Here is a 22,303-nt window from a genome sequence, read left to right on the forward strand (position 1 = left end):
TTGGGGGCGGCGGGTGCGCCGGGCGGGTCGCCCTTACAACTGCCGCCCCCCCAGGTACGCCCAAGGGGCCCCCGGGGGGGGGGGCCCCGCCCCGGGGGGGGGGGGGGCCCCGGCCACCCCGGGGCCCCGCCGCGCCGTCGTACGGGCCGCGAGGCGGCTACCGCGGCCCGGCTGCCTCGGCTCCGGCTACCGCGCTCCTCCTACCGCGGCTCCGGCTCCGGCTCCGCCACGATGCGGGCGACCGCCGCGTCCACCAGCGCGTCCCGCTCCGCCTCGGAGAAGACGTCCGGGAGCGTCAGCTGCTCCACGATCAGCCAGTTCAGCGTCAGCATCAGCAGCTTCACGGCCGTGGCGTCGCCGGGGAACCCGGAGGCCACGTGATAGGCGACGTTGGCGTCGACGTCCTCCCGCACCCGCCCGGTGAGGACCCTGCGCAGCTCGGGGCGGCGGGTGGCCTCCAGGCGGAGTTCGAGCAGGGCCAGGTATCCGGTGCGGAAGGAGGACACCCGGCCGACGAGCTCGCGCATCAGCTGGGCGTACGTCTCCCGGTCGCGGCCGGCCGTCTCGACCCGGCGGCTCTCGGCATCGTCGGGCTGGAGCCGTTCGTAGACGCGGGCTCCGGCCTGGGTGAGCAGGTCGTCCCGGTCGGTGAAGTAGTTGGAGGCGGTGCCGGTGGGCACGGCGGCCTCCTTGTCCACCGCCCGGAAGGTCAGCCCCCGCGCCCCGTCCCTGGCCAGCACCTCGATCGCGGCGTCGACGAGGGCGGCGCGCCGCTGGTCGTTCCGTCTTGCCATTGACACCACTCCATCTGTAGTACTACATTCCAACCACTACAGACAGAGTACTACGCAAGGAGTTCCAGATGCGAAAGCTCGTGTACTACGTGGGCGTCTCCCTCGACGGCCGCATCGCGGGCCCCGGCGGCGAGTACGAGTTCTTCTTCGGGCTCGGTGACGAGCGGCAGGAGGCGGCGTACGCCGCGTGGACCAACGCCGTCCACCCCGACACCGTCCCGACGGCCTTCCGTGCCGCCGCCGGCCTCGCCGACGCCCCCAACCGGCACTTCGACACGGTGCTGATGGGGCTGGGCAGCTACCGGCCCGGCCTCGACGCCGGCTTCACCAGCCCGTACGCCCACCTCCGCCAGTACGTGGTGTCGAGCACCCTCAAGCCCGACACCGACCCGGCCGTCACGGTCGTGCCGGGCGACCCGCTCGGCCTCGTCCGCGAGCTGAAGCGGGAGGAGAGCGACCTCGACATCTGGCTCTGCGGCGGCGGCAAGCTGGCCGGCGCGCTCCTGCCCGAGATCGACGAACTGGTGATCAAGACCTACCCGGTGGTCGCCGGAGCCGGGATCCCCGTCTTCGACGGGGCCTTCGACCCGACGGTGTTCGACGTCGCCGAGCGCACCTCCTTCCCGCACGGCGTCACCCTCACCCGGCTCACCCGCCGCTGACCCGCGGCTCACGGCTCGCGGCTCGCCGCTCGCGCCCGCGCCCTCGGCCGGGCCTGGGCCGTGACCCGGATGGCCCACGGCGCGGGCGGGCGGGGCGGGCGGGGCACAGGATGGGGACATGCCGAGCCACGCCCTGCGGGCCACCGCTGCCGCCGCCCTCGCCGCGACCACCCTCCTCGCCGGCGCCTGCACCGGCGGGAACGGCGGCGGCGCCAGCGGCCGCAGTCCCACCGCCCTCCCCGGGCCGCAGAAACTCGACTGGGGCGACTGTCCCACCCCCTCCCCCGCCCAGGGTGGCGGCGAGGCTCCGTCGAAGGAGTGGCAGTGCGCCACCCTCAAGGTGCCGCTGGACTACGCCGACCCCGGCGGGGAGCAGATCGAACTCGCCGTGATCCGGTCGCAGGCCCGTGACAAGGACCGCCGCATCGGCTCGCTCGTGTTCAACTTCGGCGGCCCGGGCGGTTCCGGCGTCACCACCCTGCCCGGCGCGGCCCAGGAGTACGCGAGCCTGCGGGACCGCTACGACCTGGTCAGCTTCGACCCCCGCGGGGTGGGCCGCAGCGCTCCGGTGCGCTGCGAGGACGACCGGCGGCTGGACGCGTACTACGCCCAGGACAACACCCCCACCACGCCCGCCGAGGAGAAGGAGTACGTCGACCGCATCCGCTCCTACGCCGAGGCCTGCGAGGCGAAGTCCGCGAAGGTCCTGCCGCACGTGGGCACGGAGAACGCGGCCCGGGACATGGACGTGCTCCGCCAGGCCCTCGGCGACGAGAAGCTGAACTACTTCGGGATCAGCTACGGCACCGAACTCGGCGGGGTCTACGCCCACCTCTTCCCGAAGAACGTGGGCCGGGCGGTGTTCGACGCGGTCGTGGACCCGACGAAGACCGCCGAGCAGAGCTCCCTGGGCCAGGCCAAGGGCTTCCAGCTGGCCCTCGGCAACTTCGCCCAGGACTGCGTCGACCGCGGCGACGAATGCCGGCTCCAGGGCAGCACCGCCAAGGAGATCGAGCAGAACATCATCAAGCTGCAGCAGCGGCTGGACAAGCAGCCGATCCCCGGCATCGGCGACCGCGAGCTCACCCAGGCCCAGGCGACCAACGGCATCGCGCAGGCCCTGTACTCCGAGGAGCTCTGGCCCCTGCTGGAACAGGGCCTGGACGAAGCGGAGGGCGGCCAGGGCCAGTTGCTCATGGCCCTCTCCGACGCCCTCAACGGGCGTGACCCCAACGGCAACTACAGCAACATCGGCGCGGCCAACACGGCCATCAACTGCGCCGACTCCAAGGAGCGCTACACCCTGGAGCAGACCAAGGCCAGGCTGCCGCAGTTCCGTGCCGCCTCACCGGTCTTCGGCGAGTTCCTCGGCTGGGGCCTGCTGGGCTGCACCGACTGGCCGGTGAACGGCGCCTGGGACACCCCGGACGTCAGCGCCCCCGGCTCGGCCCCGATCCTGGTCATCGGCAACACCGGTGACCCGGCCACCCCGTACGAGGGGGCCCGCAGGATGGCGGAGCGGCTCGGCGAGGGCGTCGGCGTGGAGCTGACGTACAAGGGCGAGGGGCACGGCGCGTACAACAGCGGGGACGCGTGCGTGCAGAAGGCCGTGGACGGCTACCTGCTCGACGGCACCGTGCCGCCCGCGAACACGGTCTGCACCGCCGCCTGACGGCGCGCGGACGCGCGTACGGGCCGCATCCGGCAATGCCGGGTGCGGCCCGTACGCGTGACAGGCCCGTGCCTGGTCGTGCCTAGTAGACCGGCTTGCTCGGCTCGATCTGGTTGACCCAGCCGATCACGCCGCCGCCGACGTGCACGGCGTCCGCGAAGCCCGCGGACTTCAGCACCGCGAGGACCTCCGCGCTGCGGACGCCCGTCTTGCAGTGCAGGACGATCTTCTTGTCCTGCGGCAGGTCCTGGAGGGCGTTGCCCATCAGGAACTCGCCCTTGGGGATCAGCTTGGCGCCGGGGATCGAGACGATCTCGTACTCGTTGATCTCGCGGACGTCGATGATCTCGATGTTCTCGCCCTCGTCGATCCACTCCTTGAGCTGCTTGGGAGTGATCGTCGAGCCCAGCGCCGCCTCCTGGGCCTCCTCGGACACGACGCCGCAGAAGGCCTCGTAGTCGATGAGCTCCGTGACGGTGGGGTTCTCGCCGCAGACCGCGCAGTCGGGGTCCTTGCGGACCTTGACCTGGCGGTACTGCATCTCCAGGGCGTCGTAGATCATCAGGCGGCCGACCAGCGGCTCGCCGGTGCCGGTGAGGACCTTGATGGCCTCGGTGACCTGGATGGAGCCGATGGACGCGCAGAGCACGCCCAGCACGCCGCCCTCGGCGCAGGAGGGGACCATGCCCGGCGGCGGGGGCTCCGGGTAGAGGCAGCGGTAGCAGGGGCCGTGCTCGGACCAGAAGACCGAGGCCTGGCCGTCGAAGCGGTAGATCGAGCCCCACACGTACGGCTTGTTCAGCAGCACGCAGGCGTCGTTGACCAGGTAGCGGGTGGCGAAGTTGTCCGTGCCGTCGACGATCAGGTCGTACTGGGAGAAGATGTCCATCACGTTGTCGGCTTCGAGCCGCTCCTCGTGCAGGACCACGTTCACGTACGGGTTGATGCCCAGCACCGAGTCGCGCGCCGACTCGGCCTTGGAGCGGCCGATGTCCGCCTGGCTGTGGATGATCTGGCGCTGCAGGTTCGACTCGTCGACCTCGTCGAACTCGACGATGCCCAGAGTGCCGACGCCGGCCGCCGCCAGGTACATCAGGGCAGGGGAGCCGAGGCCGCCGGCGCCCACACAGAGCACCTTGGCGTTCTTCAGGCGCTTCTGCCCGTCCATCCCGACGTCGGGGATGATGAGGTGACGGGAGTACCGACGTACCTCGTCGACGGTGAGCTCGGCAGCAGGCTCGACCAGGGGTGGCAACGACACGGGGACTCCTGGCGGGTCATCCCCGCAGCACGCGCGGGGAGTATCTGAACGGTTGTTCCTTCCGTAACAGTGCCACGCCCTACTTCATTCCGAGACACCCTGTCCGATACGCGAGACGATTTCGTCCCAGTACGCGGGCATCCCCGCCCACGGGTCCGCCCCGCCCCGGCCGCCGGAGCGGTCGGTGAACCAGATCGTGCCCGCGCCCTGCCAGCGCGCGATCCGCACCGCCTCCTCCAGGTGCGTGCGCGGCACCCCGTGGACGAAGTGGCAGAACCGCTCCGGCGGGTGCTCGGCGGTCCACTCGGCCACCTGCGACCAGCGGTAGTCCGCCCACGCCCCGGAGAACGTGACCAGCTGGTCGGCCGTCTCGGCGTACCCGACGTAGGGGTGGGTGCCGTGGCCCAGCACGATCCGCAGAGAGTCGCCGAGCGTCCGCAGGGTGTCCGCGATGCGGCGCACGGCCGGCAGTTCCTCGCGGCCGGCGGGGGCCCCGGCCAGGTAGAAGCCGCCGACCCGGTACCAGTCCGTGTAGCGGTGGGCGTCCGAGACCAGCTCCCCGAACGTCCGCGTGCCGTCCCGCATGTCGAGATGGCCGAGGACGGTGCCGCCCGCCTCCCGCAGCCGGTGGGCGGCCTCCGAGCAGTGCGGGTCGGGCCGCTGCCCGGGCCCGTCCGTGACGTTCAGCACGGCCCAGTGCAGCGGGGTCCCGGGGCGGGCCAGTTCGCCCCATTCGACCGGGGCGACCAGCGGGTGCGCGTAGCCGGGGACGCCCAGGCCCAGCCGGCCGGCCCCGGTGGCCGCGGGCGCGGCACCGGGCGGGGTGGTCAGATGCGGCACGCCGCCTCCATCCAGATGTCGGCCAGGGACTCCTCCAGGTTGATCCGGGGCCGCCAGCCGAGCCGGTCCCGGGCGGTGCGCACGTCGGCCTGCTGCCAGGCCCCGCACCCGTCGGGGTAGGGGTACTGCGGCGGGGCGGCGGCCGCGGCGAGCTGTTCCGGGGTGACCTCGGAACGGGGGGCGCCGATGCCCAGCGTCCGTCCGGGGTGACCCGGGTGCCCGGCGTGCCCGGGGTGGCCGGCGTGTGCGACGTGTCCGGGGGCTCCCCGGTCCGGTACGTCCAGCTCGTGCAGGGCCCCGCCGTAGCCGGCGACCCGGGCCAGGACCGCGGCGGCGTCCCGGAGCCGGACGGCGCGCCCGGTGCCGATGTTGACCACGCCCTGGGCGGCGGAGAGCGAGGCCGCGTGCACGGCCCGGGCCACGTCCCGCACGTCGACGAAGTCGCGCTGCACCCCGAGCCCGCTCAGCTTCAGCTCGCTGTCGCCGGACTGCATGGCCCGGCGCATGGCCTCGGCGAGCCGGCCGAGGGGGGACCCGGCCGGGGTGCCGGGGCCGACGGGCGAGAACACCCGGAGCACCACGGCGTCCAGGCCGGAGCCGAGCACCAGCTCCGTGGCGGCGAGCTTGCTGACCCCGTACGGCCCGCCGGGTCTCGGGACGGCGTCCTCGGCGGTGGAGGAGCCGGGCTGGCTGGGCCCGTACTCGGCCGCGCAGCCGAGCTGGACCAGGCGCGCCCCGCACCCGCTGCGGCGCAGCGACTCGCAGATGGTGGCGACGGCGACGGTGTTGTGCCGGGTCAGTTCGCGGGCTCCGCCGCGGGTCGTGCCTGCGCAGTTGACGACCACGCCGGGGTGCACGGCGTCCAGGAACCGGGTGAGGGCGCCGGGGCTGCCGGTGGCGAGGTCGAACCGTACGTCGGCGTCGTCGCCGCGGCCGAGCGCGGTGAGCTGTACGGCGGGGTCGGCGAGCAGCCGGTCGGCGACGTAGCGGCCGAGGTATCCGTTGGCTCCGATCAGCAGCACCCTCATCGCGCGGCCCCTTGCTCGTGTGCCTGGCCGGTCATGTCCTTCTCCTTGGTGTGATGGGTAGGGGTGTGTGCGGATGCGCGGGACAGCGCGAACGTGGCGTGTACGAGGAGCCCGGCGACGGCCAGCGGCGCGGCTCCGGGCAGCGGCAGCAGGCCCACGGCGAGGGCCGCGGTGACGGGCACCGCGTGACCGAGGCACAGCCGGGCGAGGAACAGCAGCAGGGCGAGCGGCAGTACGGCGCCGAGCGGGACGCCGAGCAGCCGGAACCCCGGCAGGACGGCCAGGCCGAACAGCCCGAGGGCGAGGGGCACCAGCGGCCGGGCCGCACCCCGGAACTCGTCCAGGGTCCGGCTCAGGGCGAGCCGGCGCCGGGCCCGGGCGGCGTAGCCGGCGCCGAGCCAGTGCGCCGGCGCGAGGGCGGCGGCCAGGCCGGCCCCGGCGGCGGGCCCGTACCGGTGCGCGGCCCAGGCGTACCCGAGGGCGGCGACGGCGAGCGCGGGCCAGGGCACCCGCCGGAGCGGGCCCGCCGGGCGCGGTCCGGGCGGGACGGGCAGGAGCAGGCCGGCGGCGATGACCAGCCCGGTCAGGGCGGCCGCCCACACCGGCGGCTCCGCCCGGCCGGAGCCGGTCGCGGCCCCGATCAGCAGGACCAGCGCGCCGGGCAGCAGGGCGAGCGCGCAGCCGGACAGCACGCCCCGGGCCGGGCGGTCGGGGGAGCCCGCGGCCGGGGGCCGGGCGGCTCCGGCCGGGCCGGGGTGGGGCGCCCGGGCCCAGATCTCCTCGGCCAGGGCGAACACGTCCCGGTGCCGGAAGCGGGCGGCGGTCCGGTCGGTGAGGCCGAGGGCTTCGAGCCCGGCGGCGATCTCCAGCGGGTCGACGGCCTGCTCGCACAGCTCGCGGTTGCGCTGCATCAGCAGCTTGACCGGGTCCCCGGCGGACCTCCGCCGGGCCGGTGCCATGGCCTCGGCGGCGGAGGGCGCGGCTGCGGTGTCCGGGTTCACGCGGTCACCTCCGCGGGCCGGGTGGGAGCGGTCCAGTTGCCCGGGACCCGGGCCTCGGCGGGCAGGGCGAAGGGGATCCCGGGTGGGGCCGGGGCGGGGCCGCGGGTCGCGATCAGGTCCAGGTAGATCTCGCCGAAGGCGGCCGTGTTCTGTTCCACGGTGAACAGCTCCAGCGCCCGGGCCCGGGCGGCGGACCCCAGCCGGGCGGCCCGCTCGGGATCGCGGAGCAGGGAGGTGCAGGCTTCGGCGAGGGCCCGCGGGTTGCGGGGCGGGACCACCAGGCCGGTGCCGCCGATGACCTCGAAGACGGCGCCGACGTCGGTGGAGACGGTGGCGCGCCCGCAGAACATCGCCTCGACCAGGGTGATCGGGAACCCCTCCACCACGGAGGAGGACAGCACGACCCGGCCGGCCGCGTAGGCGTCCGCCGGGGTGGGCGCCTCGGGGCCGCCCACCTCCTCGAAGGCGACGGGGTTCTCGCCGGCCGACACGGCGTCCGCGGCCTCGTCGGGGAAGAGCTGGGCGGCGAGGGCGCGGCAGTCCTTCAGGTAGGCCGGCGAGCCGGCGCCGGTGGCGAAGATCCTCAGCCGGGCGCGCGGCTCGGCCCGGCGGACCTCGGCGAAGGCGTGCAGCAGGCCGATCAGGTCCTTGGCGGGTTCGACGCGCCCGACCCAGACCAGGGTGGCGTCCTCGTCGGGGTGGCCGGCGCTCCCACCGACGGCCGCGGCTTCGGCCGCCTCCCCCACGGTGGCGAATCGGTCCGCCTCCATCCCGGGGTAGACGGTGCGCAGCCGTGCCCGGGGCGCGCCGCAGTGCTCCTGCCAGCGGCGGGTGTGGGCGTTGCCGGGCGTCAGCCGGTCGGCGCGGGCGTACAGTTCGGCGGCCAGCCGGAGGTGGAAGGCGGCGAGCAGGGCCCGTGCGGCGGGCGGACGGCCGGGCTCCGTCCCGGTGCCGGTGACAGTGCCGTCGAGGTAGTGCGCGCGGAGCCAGCTGCCGTATTCGGTGACCAGCAGCGGGACCCCGAAGAAGCGTTTGGCCAGCAGGCCGGGCAGGGCCGCCGTCCCGCCGGCCGCCGCGTGCACCACGTCGGCGGAGGCCAGGCGGCCGCGGTCCGCGTACCAGTCCAGCCGGAGCGGGCGCAGGGCGCGGGCCAGTCCGTCCGCGGTGTGGACCAGGTCGGGGACGGTGGCGGTGCGGAGGGTGCGGTGGTGGTCGGCCGGGGCGGACCGGCAGGCGGCCTCCAGGATCCGCAGGGCCTGCTCGGAGCGCAGGGCGCGCTCGGTCCCGGGCCGCTCGCGGGCGAGTTCGGCGAGGCCGTGGAGGCCGGTGGCGAAGGCCGCGCCGTCGGCGGCGCAGGTCCCGGCGGCGAGTTCGGCGAAGGCGGCGGCGAAGCGACGGCGGTCCCGGCGGCCGAGGCCGTGCCGGTCCTCGGGGGCCGGCGCGGGCTGGGTGTACAGCTCGAACTCGTGCTGCGGGAGACCGCGCACGAGCCGGTCGCACCACAGCTTCGAGCCACCGTCGGTGAGTAATGCGATCCGCACGCGTGGCACCCCCGTTCTCCCGTTCGCGGCGCTCCGCCGCGGGGAAACTCAAGCGGATGCGCCGCCGGAGCGACGGACGGTTGTCCGTCGCGCCACCGGAAGGGGTGAAGAGTCGTAACTTTCCCGTACGGTTCGCGTTCGACCGCGCTAGGTCGTCGGGCCGGGCGGCTCGGGTCAGCCGCCGGGGTAGACCCACGGGTTGGGCTTGCAGGGGATCCCGTCGATGATGAGGGACTTGGTCTGCTGCTGCATGATCGGCGCGGGGGCGCCCGGGGTGCGGCAGCTGACGTGGCCGTTCCCCAGCCGGTGGCCCACCTCGTGGTTGATGAGCATCTGCCGGTACTCGAACATCGCGTGCGGCCCGTACGTGGGCGAGCCCTGCGCCCAGCGGAACGCGTTGATCATGACGCGGTCGGTGGAGGCCGAGTCGCAGGACACGTTGTCGATGGTGGTGTCCAGGCCGGACTTGGCGCACCAGGTGCCGGTGGTGCCGGGGCTGGCGAGGGTGATGACGAAGTCCACCTCGCCGGAGGGCACCCGTTCGAAGGCGCGGGCGCCGTTGTGCGCCCAGCTGCGGTCGTCGTTGAGGGTGCGGTGCACTGCCTCGGCGAACAGCTGCCCGTCCAGGCCGAGTCCGTGCTCGATGTCCACCCGGTAGCGGGTGAGCCGCCCCTTGCCGGGTGCCTTGGCGAGCCCCGGGACGGTCTCGAAGGTGCCCGGTCCGGCCAGCGCCGGGTCGATGGGCAGCTGCTCCGCCATCTTCTGCTCGTACGTCTTCTCCGGCGCCACCACCGGCTGCGGGGGCGCGGCGGAGGGGGCGGCCGGGGTGGGGCGCCCGTCGGAGCGGGAGGCCGCGGACCGGCCGGCGGCGCCCCGGTTGGCGGCGTCGTCGCCCGAGGCCCGGGCGCCGGTGCGCCGGCCCTCGTCCTCGGTGACCACCTGCCCGGCCACGACCACGGCGAGCACGACGGTGACGGCCGCGGCGGCCATCCCGGTGTACGTGCGCACCTTGGCCCCGCGCCCTGACTCCGGTGCCACCGCCCGCGGCTCGGGGGCGCGTTCGGGCGCCGTGGCCGCGTACGCGTCCTCCCGCTCCGGGGCGGCCGCCGGGACCGGCCCGGGGACGGTCAGCCGGGGGAAGCCCACGGCCGGGGTCCCGAAGGCGGGGGTGTCGGTGTCCAGTACGGCGGCGGGGGTGGTCCGGGCGCGCGGCGTGCCGAGCCAGTCGCCGTAGACGGTGCCGGCCCCGGCCGCGCCCCAGCCCCCGCCGGGCTCGTGCAGCTGGGGGTGACCGGCCCGGGCGGCGGCGTCGGTCTGACGGCCGGGGGCCTGGTGGACGACGGCGGGCTCGGTCCTGCGGCGGCGGCCGGATCCGGCGGACGGTATCCCGGTCGTGACGGAGGGTGGCGGCGCCGGGGCGGCACCGGAGACGGGGTCGGGGGCCTTGCGACTATGTCGTCCCACGATTCCCTCAGCCTCTGCCGTCGCTCTTGTCTTCTTCGCCGCCCCCGCCCGCGCCGGCCGTGGCCGCGGGTCCCGGCGGGCCGTCGCCGCCGGAGTCCCGGAGCAGGTCCCGGAAGGCGGACGCGACCACCTCCGGGTACTCCATCATCGCCACGTGTCCGGCCTCGGGCAGGCACAGCAGCCGCGAGCCGCGGAAGGCGGCGGCCGCCTTGTGCGCCAAACGGTACGAGACGAGCCGGTCGCGCCCGCCGTAGACGAGCAGGGTCGGGGCGAGCACGCGCTGGGCCTGCCGCCACAGTCCGTGCTGCCCGCCCAGGGTGTACGCGTCGACGATCCCGCGGGAGGAACGGGCCATCGCCTCCCAGAAGTAGGGGAGCGCCATTCTCCGCTCCATCTCCTCGACGGCGTTGCGGAAGCCCTCGGGCGTCACCCGTGAGGGGTCTCCGTAACAGAGGCCCATCACCCCCCGGGTGCGCTGTTCGGCCGTGAGGTCGCGGGTGAGCCGGCCGAGCGCGGCGGCCGCGCCCGGCACGGCGAGCAGCGCGGTGGGGATGGCGGAGCGCTGGACGCGGAGCTCGGGCAGGGCCGGCGAGACCAGCGTGAGCGTGCGGACCAGGTCGGGCCGCACCGCGGCGACGCGCGTGACGACGGCGCCGCCGAGGGAGTTGCCGAAGAGGTGGACGGGGCCGCGGCCGGCCGCGTCGAGGTGCCGGATCACCGCGCGGGCCAGGCCGGTGACGGAGTAGTCGCGGTCGGCGGGGGGCGGGGAGGCGCCGAAGCCGGGGAGGTCGAGGGCCTCGCCGTCGACGGTGTCCTCCAGCAGCTCCATAAGAGCGGACCAGTTCTGCGAGGAACCGCCGAGCCCGTGCACGTACAGCGCGGTGGGCAGTCCCTGGCGGGCCGGCGGCCGGGAGCGGACGGTCAGCGACAGCCCGGGGAGGGCCACGGTGCGCAGTCGTTCCCCTTCACCCACACGGACCGTCCGCACCGGTGCGGAGGGCTCGGCGGTGGACCGTACGCCCGGCAGCTCGGTCGAAGACATGCGCCCAATGTTACGAGACGATCACACCGGCTTCCGTGTGTCCGCGGTCACAGATCCGCCTAGCGGCGCACGGGTGACTCTCCTAGTCTCGTAGTGAGCGAGGGAAAGAGGGGAGCCCCATGACTGTGGACCCAGCGGAGCCGGACAGCTTCCGTGACCAGTTCCGGGACGCGCCCGACGCGGAGGCGCCGGAGGCGGACGCGGCGGAACAGCACACCGAGCTCAGCCCCCGCGAGGACGAGCCGCTCGCAGGGCAGGAGCGGCGGGCCGAGGCCGCGGACGGCGACGCCGCCGAGCAGGCCCGGGTGGTGGCCCTCGACGAGGAGGAGTACCGCTGACCGGCGCCCGACCGGCGTCTGAGCGGCGCCTGACCAGCACCTGAGGGCGTCCGTACCGCGAGAAATCTCGGTCCGGACCCCCCGGATTCGGTTACCGAAAAGTACGATGGCGGGCGCGGCGCAGAGCGCACTGTGTTCTTAGAGAAAGTGGGAGGCGGCGTGACAGCCATCGAGCAGACCGAGGCGGCGCGCCCGCGGGGCACGCGACTGCCGCGCCGAGCCCGACGCAACCAGCTCCTGGGCGCGGCCCAGGAGGTGTTCGTGGCGCAGGGGTATCACGCGGCGGCGATGGACGACATCGCCGAGCGCGCGGGAGTGAGCAAGCCGGTGCTGTACCAGCACTTCCCCGGGAAGCTCGACCTGTACCTGGCCCTGCTGGACCAGCACTGCGAGAACCTGCTCCAGGCGGTGCGCGGGGCGCTGGCCTCGACCACCGACAACAAGCAGCGCGTCGCGGCGACCATGGACGCGTACTTCGCGTACGTGGAGGACGAGGGCGGGGCCTTCCGGCTGGTCTTCGAGTCCGACCTGACCAACGAGCCGGCGGTGCGCGAGCGGGTCGACCGGGTGTCGCTGCAGTGCGCCGAGGCCATCTCGGACGTGATCGCCGAGGACACCGGCCTGTCCAAGGACGAGTCGATGCTGCTGGCCGTGGGCCTGGGCGGGGTGTCCCAGGTGGTGGCGCGGTACTGGCTGTCCAGCGAGAGCCCGGTGGCCCGGGACAAGGCGGTCGGCCTGCTGACCTCGCTGGCCTGGCGCGGCATCGCCGGCTTCCCGCTGCACGGCAGCGAGCAGCACTGACGCTGTTCGCTGCGAGCGTGCCCGGGTCGTCCGTCCGGGCTGTTCCGCCGGGCTAATGTGTCGGTGTACGGCGCGGTGATCGCGCGACCCGGAGACGTCGGAGGGACAAGCCGTGGAGGTCAAGATCGGCGTGCAGCACGCACCCCGGGAGCTCGTGCTGGAGACCGAACTGAGCGCCGAGGAACTCGAGAAGGCCGTCAGTGACGCGCTCACCGGCAAGACGCAGCTGCTGTCGCTGACGGACACCAAGGGCCGCAAGGTCCTGGTGCCGACGGACCGGCTGTCGTACGTCGACATCGGCGAGCCGAGCATCCGCAAGGTCGGTTTCGGCGCCCTCTGAGGCGTGCGGGCGAGCTGACAAACGGCCCGGTGGGATCCCCACCGGGCCGTTTCCTTTACTTCCGCTTCGGGTAGGACGGCTGCGACCGGCCACCGCCCCCAAGGCCCCTGTCACGCGGGAGGAACCATGCTGCTGCTGGAAGCGCTCGGCTCGGCTCTGCTGGGTCTCGCACTGTCCTCGGCCGCGGTGAGATTCCTCGCCGGGCGCCTGCCGACGCCCTGGCTGGTGCTGGTCAGCGGGGTGCTGGGGGCGCTGTTCGGGGCGTACCTGACGCGGTTCGCGCTGGGCCCCGGGCACGGCACGCCGGCTGCGACGCTGGTCGGCGCGGTGCTGGTGTCGGCGGTCGTGCTGTCCCTGCTGCTGCGTCCGGCGCCGCGCGGCGGCCCGGCCCGCCGGCGGGCTCCGTTTTCGGTCCCGTCGTAGGCCCTGACCGCCCGCGCGGGGCGCGGGTCCGGTGCCGGCTAGGCGGCGAGGCCCAGCGCCGCCATCCGCTTGGTGTGCGCCTTGGTGATGCGGGCGAACATCTCGCCGACCGCGGCGAGGTCGAAGCCCGCCGCCATCCCGTCGACCCCGCCGACCAGCATGGTCGAGAGGGCGTCGCGCTCGGCGACCACCCGCTGGGCCTGCGAGAGGGCCTCGCCCATCAGCCGGCGGGCCCACAGCGCGAGCCGGCCGCCGACCCTCGGGTCGGCCTCGATCGCGGCGCGCACCTTCTCCACGGCGAAGTTGCCGTGGCCGGTGTCGTCGAGCACGCCGAGCACCAGGGCGCGGGTGTCGGAGTCCAGGTGGGTGGCCACCTCGCGGTAGAAGTCGCTGGCGATGGAGTCGCCGACGTACGCCTTGACCAGGCCCTCCAGCCAGTCCGAGGGCGCCGTCTGGCGGTGGAAGTCGTCGACGCCCTTGGCGAAGGGCTCCATCGCGGCCGTCGGCTCGGCGTCGACCGCCGCGAGCCGGTCGCGCAGTTGCTCGAAGTGGTGGAACTCGGCCGAGGCCATCTTCGCGAGCTCCGCCTTGTCGGCCAGGGTGGGCGCCATCTTCGCGTCCTCCGCCAGCCGCTCGAAGGCCGCGAGCTCCCCGTACGCGAGCGCGCCGAGCAGGTCCACCACGGCGGCCCGGTACTGCGGGGAGGCGGAGGCCTCGACCCAGCTCTGGGCGGCGATGCCCGTCGCGGCCTCGTCGGCGGACGGCTGGACTTCGTGCTGGGCGTTTTCTTCGGTCGACATGCTCCGCACAATAGCCCGCCGGACGGCCGCCGGAACCACCTGCCCGACCTGCTCAAAGATGCTGATCCGGTGAATTCACCCGACACTCCTGCGCGATTTGGGGGTACAGTGGTAATGCGCCTGCCGGATACTCGGCGGGCCATCCGAATGAGGATGCCCGGTCGGTGGCCCGATCGGCTCCAACCGACCGCCCTCGATGTGGTGGCACGCCCATGCGTGCCGCTTCTCATGAGGGGCCCCCTCAGCGGCAAGAGCGCTTGAGCGAAGGCAGTGGTCCCGCGCAGCTCCGTACGTAGCGGTACGGCACAGCCAGGCACGGTACGACCCCCATTCGCCGCCTCAGGCCGCGTCTCACAGAAGAGGCAGCACCCTGACTACGTTCCGAGACCTCGGGATCTTTCCCGAGACCGCCGAAGCCCTCGAAGCCGTCGGCATCGTGTCCCCCTTCCCCATCCAGGAGATGACCCTTCCCGTCGCCCTTTCCGGCTCGGACGTCATCGGCCAGGCGAAGACCGGTACCGGCAAGACGCTGGGCTTCGGCCTCCCCCTCCTGGAGCGGGTCGTCGTCCCGGCGGACGTCGAGGCCGGCCGGGCCCGCCCCGAGCAGCTGACCGACTCCCCGCAGGCCCTCGTCGTCGTCCCGACGCGCGAGCTGTGCACCCAGGTCACCAACGACCTGCTGACCGCGGGCAAGGTCCGCAACGTCCGGGTCCTCGCCATATACGGCGGCCGGGCCTACGAGCCCCAGGTCGAGGCGCTCAGGAAGGGCGTCGACGTGATCGTCGGCACCCCGGGCCGCCTGCTCGACCTCGCGGGGCAGCGGAAGCTGGACCTGTCGCGCGTCAAGGCGCTGGTCCTGGACGAGGCCGACGAAATGCTCGACCTGGGCTTCCTGCCCGACGTCGAGAAGATCATCAACCTGCTTCCGGCGAAGCGCCAGACCATGCTGTTCTCGGCGACCATGCCGGGCGCGGTCATCGGCCTGGCCCGCCGCTACATGTCGCAGCCCACGCACATCCGCGCCACCGCGCCGGACGACGAGGGCGCGACCGTCGCCAACATCACCCAGCACGTCTTCCGCGCCCACTCGATGGACAAGGCGGAGATGGTCGCCCGCATCCTGCAGGCCGAGGGCCGCGGTCTGGCGATGATCTTCTGCCGGACCAAGCGGACGGCCGCGGACATCGCCGAGCAGCTGGAGCGCCGCGGTTTCGCCTCCGGCGCGGTCCACGGCGACCTGGGCCAGGGCGCCCGCGAGCAGGCCCTGCGGGCCTTCCGCAACGGCAAGGTCGACGTGCTGGTCTGCACCGACGTCGCGGCCCGCGGCATCGACGTCGAGGGCGTCACGCACGTCATCAACTACCAGTCCCCCGAGGACGAGAAGACCTTCCTGCACCGCGTCGGCCGCACCGGCCGCGCGGGCGCGAAGGGCACCGCCGTCACCCTGGTCGACTGGGACGACATCCCGCGCTGGCAGCTGATCAACAAGGCGCTGGGGCTGGACTTCCACGAGCCCGAGGAGACGTACTCCACGTCCCCGCACCTGTTCGAGCTGCTGAACATCCCGGCCGGCACCAAGGGCGTCCTGCCCCGGGCCGAGCGGACCCGGGCGGGTCTGGGCGCCGAGGAGATCGAGGACCTGGGCGAGACCGGCGGCCGCGGCCGCCGGGGCGCCCCCGCCGCGGCGGCGCCCGCGGAGCGGCCGGCCCGGACCCCCCGTACGCCGCGCCAGCGGCGGCGGACCCGGGGCGGCGAGGAGCTCTCCGCGGCCGTGGAGACGGAGTCGGCCGCCACGGCCGAGGCAGTCGAGGCGGTCGAGGCGGTCGAGGAGGCTTCGGCGGAGCCGCGCAAGCCGCGCCGCCGCCGGACCCGGGTCACCCGTACCGCGGCCGTCGAGACGGCGGTGGCGGAGGCCCCGGCCCCTGCCGCGGCCCCGGCCGCCGAGGAGGCCCCGGCGGCGCCGAAGCGCACCCGCACCCGCAAGGTCGCGGTGCCGGTCGAGACCGCCACCGTGGTCGAGGTCCCGGCGACGGAAGAGGCCCCGGCCGCCCCGAAGCGCACCCGCACCCGCAAGGCCACGGTCGCCACGGAGGCCCCGGCCGCCGAGGAGACCCCGGCGGCGCCGAAGCGCACCCGCACCCGCAAGGTCGCGGTCCCGGTCGAGACCGCCACCGTGGTCGAGGCCCCGGCCACCGAGGAGGCCCCGGCCGCCCCGAAGCGCACCCGCACCCGCAAGGCCACGGTCGCCACGGAGGCCCCGGCCACCGAGGAGACCCCGAAGCGGACCCGTGCCCGCAAGGCGGCGGTCGCCGCCGAGGAGGCTCCGGCCGCACCGAAGCGGACGCGGACGCGCAAGGCGGCGGTCGCGCCGATCGCCGAGGCGACCCCGGTGACGGAGTTCCAGATGGCCCCGCCGACCGAACCGAAGCGCACCCGCTCCCGCCGCGCGTAACCGGCGCGGGCCGGCCCACACGGCCCACACGGCCCGCACAGCGCACCGACGGCCACCGCCCCAGGGCGGTGGCCGTCGCCGTACCCCGGCCGGGGCCCGCCCCCACACGGCGGCGGCCCGGCGCGGGGCAGCTCGGCATGCGGCGCGGGGGCCGGCGCATGCGGCCGGGCACCGGGGTGGACTCGGCGGTAACCTCCGGGCATGAGCAAGCCGCCGCGTCTTTCGCTGCCCGCCGGGGCCCGAGCCACCCGCCTCCACACCACCCGTGGCGACTTCGCCGTGCACGAGGCCGGCGAGCCGGCCCACGGCACCGCCCTGCTGGTCCCCGGGTTCACCGGCAGCAAGGAGGACTTCATCGGGCTGCTGGAACCCCTCGCCGAGGCCGGCTACCGCGTGGTCGCGGTGGACGGCCGCGGCCAGTACGAGAGCCCCGGCCCGCGCGACGAGGCCGCGTACACCCTGGACGAGCTGGCCCGCGACCTGCTGGCGCAGGCCGCCGCCCTGGGCGGCCCGGTGCACCTGGTCGGGCACTCGCTCGGCGGGCTGATCTCCCGCGCCGCGGTGATCCGCGACCCGGCTCCCTTCCGCAGCCTGACCCTGATGAGCAGTGGCCCCGCCGCCATCTCCGAGGAGCAGCAGGCCCGGACGAAGCTGCTGGTCGCCGCCCTGGAGGCGATGCGGGAGGACATGCCCGGCGTGTGGGCGGCCATGCGGGCCGCGGACCCGGAGGACGCCGTCCCCGACGCCCCCGAGCTGGCCGCGTTCCTGCGCGAGCGCTGGCTGGCCACCGTCCCCGAGCAGCTGATCGGCACGGGCCGGGTGCTGATCTCGGAGCCCGACCGGGTCGAGGAGCTGGCGGCCGTGGCCCTGCCGAAGCTGGTGCTGTCCGGGGCCGTGGACTACGCCTGGCCGGTGCCGTGGATGGACGCGATGGCCCGCCGGCTGGGGGCGGCCCGGCTGGTGGTGCCGGGGACCGAGCACTCCCCGAACGCCGAGGACCCGCCCGCGACGGCGGCCGCCCTGGCCGGTTTCTGGTCCTCCGTCCCAGCCAATATTTAGCCAGTGAAAAAATTTCCTTAGCGTAGGGAATGTTTGCCGCTTACACTTCGTTAACACCCGTAGCAAGGAGAACACTGACGAAGGGAGAAGCCCGTGCGCTTCGAGATTCTGCGCCTGGACGACGTCGACGGGAACGCCGTGGACAGCACCGTCGTCGACGCGGCCTCCGTCAGCCGGATCGTGCAGCAGGCCGCAGCGGTCGGCCAGCGGATCCTGATCCGGCCGGCCGAGTCCGCGTCAGCCTGACCTCCGCACCCGCCCAAGACGAGGCCCCCGCTCCGGCAAGCCGGCGCGGGGGCCTTCGCATACGCGGATCCGCCGAGGTCAGGCGGCCTGGACCACCTGGAGCACGCCGTTGATGATCTGCTGGACGGCGATGGCCGACAGCATCATGCCGGCGAGCCTGGTCACGAGGACCACGCCGCCGTCACGGATCACCCGGATGATCACCAGCGAGTAGCGCATGACCAGCCACAGCACCACGTGCATCGCGATGATCGCCGACCACACCGAGACCTGGCCGCCGACGCCGTCGGCCTTCTGCACGGCCAGGATCACCGAGACGATCGCGCCCGGCCCGGCGAGCAGCGGCATGCCGAGCGGGACCAGCGCGACGTTCACGTCCTTGGTCTGCTTGGGCTCGTCGGTCTTGCCGGTGAGCAGGTCGAGCGCGATCAGGAGCAGAAGCAGTCCGCCCGCGATCATCAGCGCGGGCACCGAGACGTGCAGGTAGTCGAGGATCTGCTGACCGCAGATACCGAAGACGGCGATGACGCCGAAGGCCACGCAGACCGCCTGGAAGGCCATCCGGCGCTGGACCTTGACGGGACGCCCCGAGGTGAGCGCCAGGAAGATCGGCGTGATCCCCGGGGGGTCCATAATCACAAAAAGGGTGAGAAAGAGGGATCCGAAGACCGCGAAGTCGAACACGAAGATGCCTTGCAGGAGTGGTCGTACGAGAACGGGGGCGCGGGCGCGCGTGGCGCGCGCCGGCGCGGGGGGAAAGCGGGCGGCGGCAGCGGTCCGCCGCACGCGGGCGGTCGGACCTGGGCCGGGCCGTCAGAGGGTGGCGGTTCCGCCGGTGCCCATGACCGGGAACGCGCCGGTCGCGCGGCGCGTGATCTCGCCGTAGATCTCGGGGTCGGTCGTGTACTCGCCGAGGCGGCAGGTCTTCCTGCTGCCGTGGTAGTCACTGGAGCCGGTGGTGAGCAGACCCAGGTCGCCGGCGAGGCCGCGCAGCCGGGCGCGGGTGTCGGCGTCGTGGTCCATGTGGTCGACCTCGATGCCGTCCAGGCCCGCGGCCGCCAGCTCGGCTATCACGTCCTCCGGGACGCACCGGCCGCGCTTGACCGCGCCGGGGTGCGCGAAGACGGTCACCCCGCCGGCCGCCTTGACCAGGCGGACGGCGTCGAAGGGGTCCAGCTCGTGCTTCTCCGCGTAGGCGCGGCCGCCGTCGGCAAGCCAGTCGGGGGTGAAGGCGTCCGAGACGGTCGGTACGACGCCCAGCTCGACCAGGGCGGTCGCGATGTGCGGCCGGCCCACGGAGCCGTCCCCGGCGATCCGGGAGACCTGCTCCCAGGTGACCGGGACGCCCAGCTCCCGGAGCTTGCCGATCATCGCCTGGGCGCGCGGGGTCCGGTCGTCGCGGACCAGCTCCCGCTCGCGGGCGAACTCGGGCTCGCGGGGGTCGAAGAGGTAGGCCAGCATGTGCACCCCGACGCCGTCGAGGCGGCAGGACAGCTCGGCGCCGGTGACCAGCGTGAGTCCGTCCGGAAGGGCGGCGAGGGCCTCGGCGTACCCGCCGACCGTGTCGTGGTCGGTCAGGGCGACGACGTCGAGCCCAGCGGCGGCCGCGCCCCGGACCAGCTCGGCGGGGGTGTCCGTACCGTCCGAGGCCGTGGAGTGGGCGTGCAGGTCGATGCGCACGGCACGGCTCCAGGGGTCGGGCGGACGGGGGACGCTCCAGGATAACCGGCACCGGCCCCACCCCGGACACCCGGGACATCCCGGACTACAGCAGCTGCGGGCTGAGGGCCCCGCAGGGCACCAGCTCGATCTCCGCTCCGGCGTCGCGCAGGTCCGCCAGGACGAGTTCGTCGTACATGAGCAGCCCCGACTTCTCCGGCCAGACGATCGCCCACAGCCACATCCCCCGGGCCTCGCCGGCGAACACCGCGCGGTCGTCGGGGGCCCCGCGGACGTGCCACAGCGGTGTGGGCCGGCCGCCGGCGACCACCTTGACCTGCGGCGGCGCGGCGACGTCGAACTGGGGTCCGGGGTCGGGGCCGTCGATGCCCGCGTACCGGGCGCCGAGGCCCACGCCGAGTTCCTCCGCGACGAGCAGCAGCTCGCCCGGCCCGCCCAGCGGGCCCGGGCCCGAGCAGGCCACGGCGGTGGCCCGGCCCCCGCTGCGGTCGTCACCCGCCGCCGTCACGCCGGTGAACAGCCAGCCGAGCGGCAGCGGCCAGGGCATCCACACCGGCACCTTGGCCCGTCCCACGACGACGCCGAGGGCGTCGACGCTGGGCGGCATGACCGGTTGCAGGGGGTGGACGGTGCCGTGCACCGCGCACTGCCAGGAGTCGACGAAAAGACCGGGCGCCCTGACCCGGCCACCGCACTTCGGGCAACTCGGTTCGCCCCTCATAAGAAGCCACGCTCCTCCCCGGCCGTCGCTGCGTCAAGGGACGATCACCCGTCCGGATGTTCCGGGTGCTCCCCGTGGCCGCCGTCGCCGGCCACGGCGCGGCGCGGGTCGGCGGCGGGCCCGGCGGGAGACCGGCGGGGCTCAGTCCAGCGCCACGGCCGAGCGCAGCGGGTCGCGCAGGTCCGTCCCGCGGGCCAGCCAGCGCTCCTGGAGGGCCGCGGCTCCGTGCACCCGCTTCCACGCGGCCTCGTTCGCCGTCATCGGCAGCAGCGGCAGGAAGCGGACCGGGTCCATCGGCTCGTCCAGTTCCAGGTCTTCGACGAGTCCGCCCGGCTCCGCCACCAGCACCGAGCCGAACGGCGCCCCGGGCCACAGGGGTTCGCCCAGGTCCAGCGAAGCGCCGGGGGACACGACCAGTCCCTCCACCTGCGGGGTGGCGGCCAGCACCGCGAGCGGCCGCAGCACCTTGTCGGTCTCGGCGTTCCCGGCCCGTACGGTCAGCACCAGCTCGGCGCGCGGCCCGCGCACCGGGTCGGCGACCACGACGGTCGGGTCGGCCATGGGCTGCGCGGACATGCCGAGGGTGGCGTACCGCACCAGCGGGCCACCCTCGTCGGAGGCGCGGAAGCGGAGCACCTCGATGCGGTCGGTACCGAGGAAGGTGACCGCGGCGCGGGCGTCGGGTTCGCCGAGCGCCGTGCGCAGCCGGGCCTCGACCAGAGCGAGAATTTCTGACATGCGGCGAGCATAGAACTCATATGGGGTGGGTAAAGGCAGGGTTTTGACCATCTGTCGGCTGATAGTGTTGACCGCTGGACATGGACATCCCCCACGGGGGACCGGCCGGAGGAGGTGGGGCTGCGGTGGATCGAAGTCGATCGTGCAGTACCAGTCACCATCCCTCCCGTCGCCCTGTTCCTTCCGCCCGCCTCCGGTAACCACCGTTCGAGCCCGCGGAAGGCCTCCACCCGTGCGGTCCGCAGCCGCGCGTGCGAAGGAGCCCGTCATGTCGATGATCCGTGACCTGCGCGCAGTCGTCCGTCCCTCGCTGCGCAAGTCCACCCCCGTACAGCCCGGGTACGACACCACGCGTGACCCCTCGTCGAGCAGTGCGGTCGTCGACTGCGCGGTGTACCGCGACGGGCGCCGGCTGCCCGCGTCGGCCTGCCCCACCCCGCGTGCCGCGATGCGCGAGGCGCGCCGGGACGGCGGCTTCACCTGGATCGGGCTGCACGAGCCGACCGAAGCCGAATTCGCCGGCATCGCCGCCGAGTTCGGGCTCCACCCGCTGGCGGTGGAGGACGCCGTGCACGCGCACCAGCGGCCGAAGCTGGAGCGGTACGACGACACCCTGTTCGCCGTGTTCAAGACCATCCACTACGTCGAGCACGCCGAACTGACCGCCACCAGCGAGGTGGTGGAGACGGGCGAGGTCATGTGCTTCACCGGCCCCGACTTCGTCATCACCGTCCGGCACGGCGGCCAGGGTTCGCTGAAGGGACTCCGGCACCGGCTGGAGGACGAGCCCGAACTGCTGGCCAAGGGGCCGTCAGCGGTGCTGCACTCGATCGCCGACCACGTGGTGGACGGCTACATCGCGGTGGCGGCGGCCGTACAGGACGACATCGACCTGGTGGAGAGCGAGGTCTTCGCCGCGCCGGCGGGGAAGGGCGGCCCGCGCGGCTCGGACGCGGGGCGCATCTACCAGCTCAAGCGCGAGGTACTGGAGTTCAAGCGTGCGGTGGCGCCGCTGCTGCGGCCGATGGAACTGCTGAGCGAGCGGCCGATGCGGCTGGTGGACCCGGACATCCAGAAGTACTTCCGGGACGTGGCCGACCACCTGGCCCGGGTGCACGAGCAGGTGATGGGCTTCGACGAGCTGCTGAACTCCATCCTCCAGGCCAACCTGGCGCAGGCGACGGTCGCCCAGAACGAGGACATGCGCAAGATCACGTCGTGGGCGGCGATCATCGCGGTGCCGACCATGATCTGCGGCGTGTACGGAATGAACTTCGAGCACATGCCCGAGCTGAAGTGGGAGTACGGCTACCCGATGGTCATGTGCTCCATCGTCGGCATCTGCTTCACCATCCACCGGGCCCTGCGGCGCAACGGCTGGCTGTAGCCGCCTAGGCTGT

The 22,303-nt window shown here is 74.0% G+C and carries 23 protein-coding genes; 10 read left to right on the forward strand and 13 right to left on the reverse strand.

Features of this window, described 5'->3' with window-relative positions; genetic code table 11:
* Positions 1-200: 200 nt before the first annotated feature.
* A complete protein-coding gene (locus ACFY61_RS08910) occupies positions 201-794 on the reverse strand; it encodes a TetR/AcrR family transcriptional regulator (RefSeq protein WP_389468885.1) in 594 nt (197 codons plus the stop codon).
* Positions 795-862: 68 nt separating this feature from the next.
* Between ACFY61_RS08910 and ACFY61_RS08915 the strand changes: the two genes are divergently transcribed.
* Together ACFY61_RS08915 and ACFY61_RS08920 are read left to right on the forward strand one after the other, a co-directional pair.
* Positions 863-1,456 (forward strand): dihydrofolate reductase family protein, encoded by a 594-nt coding sequence (locus tag ACFY61_RS08915; protein WP_389468888.1) that lies wholly within the window; start codon positions 863-865, stop codon positions 1,454-1,456.
* 118 nt (positions 1,457-1,574) lie between these two features.
* Entirely contained in the window at positions 1,575-3,128 is a 1,554-nt protein-coding gene (locus tag ACFY61_RS08920; RefSeq protein ID WP_389468891.1) for an alpha/beta hydrolase, read from the forward strand.
* A gap of 82 nt (positions 3,129-3,210) precedes the next feature.
* Here ACFY61_RS08920 and moeZ read toward each other — a convergent pair whose 3' ends face one another.
* From moeZ to ACFY61_RS08955, 7 genes are all read right to left on the reverse strand, one after another.
* Positions 3,211-4,389 (reverse strand): adenylyltransferase/sulfurtransferase MoeZ, encoded by a 1,179-nt coding sequence (gene moeZ, locus ACFY61_RS08925; RefSeq protein ID WP_389468894.1) that lies wholly within the window; start codon positions 4,387-4,389, stop codon positions 3,211-3,213.
* Between the two features lie 84 nt (positions 4,390-4,473).
* Positions 4,474-5,229, reverse strand: coding sequence for a spherulation-specific family 4 protein (locus ACFY61_RS08930; protein WP_389468896.1), 756 nt, complete (start codon positions 5,227-5,229; stop codon positions 4,474-4,476).
* A complete protein-coding gene (locus ACFY61_RS08935; protein WP_389468899.1) occupies positions 5,217-6,257 on the reverse strand; it encodes an NAD-dependent epimerase/dehydratase family protein in 1,041 nt (346 codons plus the stop codon). Before ACFY61_RS08935 ends, ACFY61_RS08930 begins: the two co-directional genes overlap by 13 nt.
* Complete coding sequence (locus ACFY61_RS08940; RefSeq protein WP_389468901.1) at positions 6,254-7,258, reverse strand: hypothetical protein; 1,005 nt, start codon at positions 7,256-7,258, stop codon at positions 6,254-6,256. Before ACFY61_RS08940 ends, ACFY61_RS08935 begins: the two co-directional genes overlap by 4 nt.
* Positions 7,255-8,799: a glycosyltransferase gene (locus ACFY61_RS08945; protein WP_389468903.1), complete on the reverse strand. Its 1,545-nt coding sequence runs from the start codon at positions 8,797-8,799 to the stop codon at positions 7,255-7,257. The genes ACFY61_RS08940 and ACFY61_RS08945 overlap by 4 nt, the downstream gene beginning before the upstream one ends.
* 174 nt (positions 8,800-8,973) lie before the next feature.
* Positions 8,974-10,263: a DUF3152 domain-containing protein gene (locus ACFY61_RS08950; protein WP_389468905.1), complete on the reverse strand. Its 1,290-nt coding sequence runs from the start codon at positions 10,261-10,263 to the stop codon at positions 8,974-8,976.
* A gap of 7 nt (positions 10,264-10,270) precedes the next feature.
* Positions 10,271-11,305 (reverse strand): alpha/beta fold hydrolase, encoded by a 1,035-nt coding sequence (locus ACFY61_RS08955; protein WP_389468908.1) that lies wholly within the window; start codon positions 11,303-11,305, stop codon positions 10,271-10,273.
* 119 nt (positions 11,306-11,424) lie between these two features.
* Between ACFY61_RS08955 and ACFY61_RS08960 the strand changes: the two genes are divergently transcribed.
* The 4 genes from ACFY61_RS08960 (at position 11,425) to ACFY61_RS08975 (ending at position 13,207) form a co-directional block, all read left to right on the forward strand.
* Positions 11,425-11,643, forward strand: coding sequence for a hypothetical protein (locus ACFY61_RS08960; RefSeq protein ID WP_389468910.1), 219 nt, complete (start codon positions 11,425-11,427; stop codon positions 11,641-11,643).
* Between the two features lie 159 nt (positions 11,644-11,802).
* Positions 11,803-12,444 (forward strand): TetR/AcrR family transcriptional regulator, encoded by a 642-nt coding sequence (locus ACFY61_RS08965; RefSeq protein ID WP_389468912.1) that lies wholly within the window; start codon positions 11,803-11,805, stop codon positions 12,442-12,444.
* Between the two features lie 112 nt (positions 12,445-12,556).
* Positions 12,557-12,784: a DUF3107 domain-containing protein gene (locus tag ACFY61_RS08970; RefSeq protein ID WP_389468914.1), complete on the forward strand. Its 228-nt coding sequence runs from the start codon at positions 12,557-12,559 to the stop codon at positions 12,782-12,784.
* A 129-nt stretch (positions 12,785-12,913) separates the two neighbouring features.
* Positions 12,914-13,207: a hypothetical protein gene (locus tag ACFY61_RS08975; RefSeq protein WP_389469305.1), complete on the forward strand. Its 294-nt coding sequence runs from the start codon at positions 12,914-12,916 to the stop codon at positions 13,205-13,207.
* Between the two features lie 38 nt (positions 13,208-13,245).
* On the opposite strand, the gene ACFY61_RS08980 is transcribed toward ACFY61_RS08975, so the two are convergent.
* Complete coding sequence (locus tag ACFY61_RS08980) at positions 13,246-14,007, reverse strand: ferritin-like fold-containing protein (RefSeq protein WP_389468915.1); 762 nt, start codon at positions 14,005-14,007, stop codon at positions 13,246-13,248.
* A 460-nt stretch (positions 14,008-14,467) separates the two neighbouring features.
* On the opposite strand from ACFY61_RS08980, the gene ACFY61_RS08985 reads away from it, so the two are divergent.
* The 3 genes from ACFY61_RS08985 (at position 14,468) to ACFY61_RS08995 (ending at position 17,764) form a co-directional block, all read left to right on the forward strand.
* Positions 14,468-16,459: a DEAD/DEAH box helicase gene (locus ACFY61_RS08985; protein ID WP_389468918.1), complete on the forward strand. Its 1,992-nt coding sequence runs from the start codon at positions 14,468-14,470 to the stop codon at positions 16,457-16,459.
* Between the two features lie 201 nt (positions 16,460-16,660).
* The gene (locus tag ACFY61_RS08990; RefSeq protein WP_389468920.1) at positions 16,661-17,518 is read left to right on the forward strand and encodes an alpha/beta fold hydrolase; all 858 of its coding nucleotides are present in this window, start codon (positions 16,661-16,663) and stop codon (positions 17,516-17,518) included.
* Between the two features lie 93 nt (positions 17,519-17,611).
* Positions 17,612-17,764: a hypothetical protein gene (locus ACFY61_RS08995; RefSeq protein ID WP_389468922.1), complete on the forward strand. Its 153-nt coding sequence runs from the start codon at positions 17,612-17,614 to the stop codon at positions 17,762-17,764.
* A 78-nt stretch (positions 17,765-17,842) separates the two neighbouring features.
* On the opposite strand, the gene ACFY61_RS09000 is transcribed toward ACFY61_RS08995, so the two are convergent.
* From ACFY61_RS09000 to ACFY61_RS09015, 4 genes are all read right to left on the reverse strand, one after another.
* The gene (locus ACFY61_RS09000; protein ID WP_389468925.1) at positions 17,843-18,448 is read right to left on the reverse strand and encodes a MarC family protein; all 606 of its coding nucleotides are present in this window, start codon (positions 18,446-18,448) and stop codon (positions 17,843-17,845) included.
* A 129-nt stretch (positions 18,449-18,577) separates the two neighbouring features.
* Positions 18,578-19,444: a PHP domain-containing protein gene (locus ACFY61_RS09005; RefSeq protein ID WP_389468927.1), complete on the reverse strand. Its 867-nt coding sequence runs from the start codon at positions 19,442-19,444 to the stop codon at positions 18,578-18,580.
* 85 nt (positions 19,445-19,529) lie between these two features.
* Positions 19,530-20,165 (reverse strand): DUF6758 family protein, encoded by a 636-nt coding sequence (locus tag ACFY61_RS09010; protein WP_389468930.1) that lies wholly within the window; start codon positions 20,163-20,165, stop codon positions 19,530-19,532.
* A gap of 141 nt (positions 20,166-20,306) precedes the next feature.
* Entirely contained in the window at positions 20,307-20,903 is a 597-nt protein-coding gene (locus ACFY61_RS09015; RefSeq protein ID WP_389468933.1) for a suppressor of fused domain protein, read from the reverse strand.
* 268 nt (positions 20,904-21,171) lie between these two features.
* Between ACFY61_RS09015 and ACFY61_RS09020 the strand changes: the two genes are divergently transcribed.
* Positions 21,172-22,290 (forward strand): magnesium and cobalt transport protein CorA, encoded by a 1,119-nt coding sequence (locus ACFY61_RS09020; protein ID WP_389468934.1) that lies wholly within the window; start codon positions 21,172-21,174, stop codon positions 22,288-22,290.
* The last annotated feature ends 13 nt before the right edge of the window (positions 22,291-22,303 follow it).

Origin of the sequence: Streptomyces sp. NPDC012888 (genome assembly GCF_042900645.1) — a bacterium.
Lineage (GTDB): Bacteria > Actinomycetota > Actinomycetes > Streptomycetales > Streptomycetaceae > Streptomyces.